This window comes from Phytohabitans aurantiacus, assembly GCF_027923225.1.
In the GTDB taxonomy this organism is placed as follows: domain Bacteria; phylum Actinomycetota; class Actinomycetes; order Mycobacteriales; family Micromonosporaceae; genus Phytohabitans; species Phytohabitans aurantiacus.
Map to the genome: position 1 here is coordinate 1 of NZ_BSDI01000123.1, position 1893 is coordinate 1893.

A 1893-nucleotide genomic window follows, 5' to 3' on the forward strand; every position below is an offset into this window, starting at 1 on the left:
CGGCTCATTCCGTGCGCGTGCGTCGGGCCACCCACCACCAGCAAATCGGTCTGCTCCAGCAACTGCTCGGTCGCTCGCGCCACCGGTACCACATCGACCTGGTATCCGGCCGCCAAGCCTTCACCGATAGCGTCGGCCACGGCGTGCGTGTTGCCGTACATCGACTCGTAGACCACAAGAGCGCGCATCGACTCCCTCATGGGAACCACCTCCACACCACTAGCCTGCGCCGCATCCGCGCACAGCCCATAGGGCCGGAAGTCCTGTGCGCCCGGAGACTCCGCTCGCGCACCCGCCAATGGGCGGTCATGCCGCCGGATTCAGCAGGTCGGCTAGCCTCCATCAAACCCGGTACCTGACACCTCAGGTTGCCTTAACACGCAATCAAGGGATCGAGGATTGAGCTTTCCGTCGTCGCGCGGCTGCGGCGTGTCCACCCAGCCACAGCTGACTCCGCGTTGCGCCACGCTGGCGGAGTGGCGTCTGACGATCAACCTCCGTATCGGCGGCGTGCGCCTGTTGCAATGACGCGTCGCCAGCGATCAGGTGCCCGGGCACCGCGCACCGCGCGTTCAACCGGGTTGGATCGCCTCAGTCACGTTGTTGGTTCCGCGCCCTGGAGTAACGAAGCTGGTGCGAGTCGGTGGACCTTCACGCCCGGTGTCGGATGGCGGCTGGCCGGGCGCCGACCAGTTCCGGACGGGTCAGGCCGTGGGTGCGTCGGGGCAGGCGGCCGGTCTGTGCGAACGCAGCCATGGCCGCCTCCCACCACGCGCATGGTCCGGGAACATCACAGGTGCGGCACCGGCCCGTGGCGGTCAGAGTGATGTGCTCGTCCAACGCCAGCTGAGCGGCCACCGTCTGGACGGCCTCGCTGGCGTACACAGTTCCCATAACGACCTACCGCCTCCGTTCACGGGGTTGATGCGCCTGCCCCGCTTGTCGGGTCCCGGCTACCGCTTCGGCGCGGCCAAGGCGGACCTGTCGGCGTCCGCCGGGCCGCCCCGGTTGGCCTTCGGCAGCTCGACCGGGCATCGACCGGGTCACGCCGGGCGCAGCGCCGGTGCGCTGGCTCGGCAGACCGCTACGCAACAGCGAGCGCGGTAGGCACCGGTAACAGCGTCTAATCTGGCCCACGACAACAGATGGGGAACAGCCCTGCGCTGGGGGTCCAGGATGGACCGACCGCAGCGATGGTGCTCGGCCCGCCCGCAACGACGAGCATCTCCCGGCGTCGACCAACAGCTGGCGAAGGATCTGTCGCTAGCGCAGCGGTTTGGCCCACCGGATGGCTTCGGCGATGAGAGCGGGCAGCTCAGCTGGTGTGCGTAGCTCGGCGAGGTCGGCCGCGGACACCCAGCGGGCGGCGGCGACTTCGGCCTGCTGGGGTGTGAGGTCGCCTGCAACGGGGCGGCAGACGTAGACCAGGTCGATGTGCCGGTGCGGGCCGACTTTGGCGTCCTGGACGTCCATCTCCAGGATCGTGAACGGTGCCGGGACCGTGGCTACCGCAGGATGGGTGAACTGGTGCTCGGTGACGACCTCGGCGTGGATACCGGTCTCCTCGCGGACCTCGCGCAGGGCAGCTTGGGCGGGGTCCTCGTTAGGGTCGATGTGCCCGCCGGGGTAGAGCCATAGGCCAATCTTGTTGTGGTGGACCAGCAGTGCCCGGTCGTTGTCGTCCAGGACGATCGCGGAGGCGGTGAAGTGGCGGATGCCGGTCATGGCGTGTGGCTCCTGGTCGTCAGTGTGGTGAGCTGCTCGGCGACCCACTGTAGTGCTGTTTCGGACATTGCCCGGTGTCGGCGCTCACGTAATTCCCCAGCTGTAGCGGTCTGACGCTCACGTAATTCCCCACCCGGTCGATCATGTAATTCCCCAGGTCATGGGGAT

At 67.6% G+C, this 1893-nt stretch carries 3 protein-coding genes; all 3 read right to left on the reverse strand.

Going from position 1 to position 1893, the window contains the following annotated elements; all coding sequences use genetic code 11:
* Nucleotides 1-200, reverse strand: a 200-nt coding sequence (locus tag QMG73_RS46060) for a flavodoxin family protein (RefSeq protein ID WP_281906499.1), incomplete at its 3' end; no start/stop codon positions are given.
* Between the two features lie 451 nt (nt 201-651).
* Nucleotides 652-894, reverse strand: a complete 243-nt coding sequence (locus QMG73_RS46065; RefSeq protein ID WP_281906500.1) for a hypothetical protein — start codon at nt 892-894, stop codon at nt 652-654.
* A 369-nt stretch (nt 895-1263) separates the two neighbouring features.
* Nucleotides 1264-1725, reverse strand: coding sequence for an NUDIX hydrolase (locus QMG73_RS46070; RefSeq protein WP_281906501.1), 462 nt, complete (start codon nt 1723-1725; stop codon nt 1264-1266).
* Nucleotides 1726-1893 lie beyond the last annotated feature (168 nt).

Bases quoted from the DNA above. Each gene is read 5' to 3' on its own strand.
- QMG73_RS46065 (WP_281906500.1), bottom strand. From the start codon at position 894: ATGGGAACTGTGTACGCCAGCGAGGCCGTCCAGACGGTGGCCGCTCAG.
- QMG73_RS46070 (WP_281906501.1), bottom strand. From the start codon at position 1,725: ATGACCGGCATCCGCCACTTCACCGCCTCCGCGATCGTCCTGGACGAC.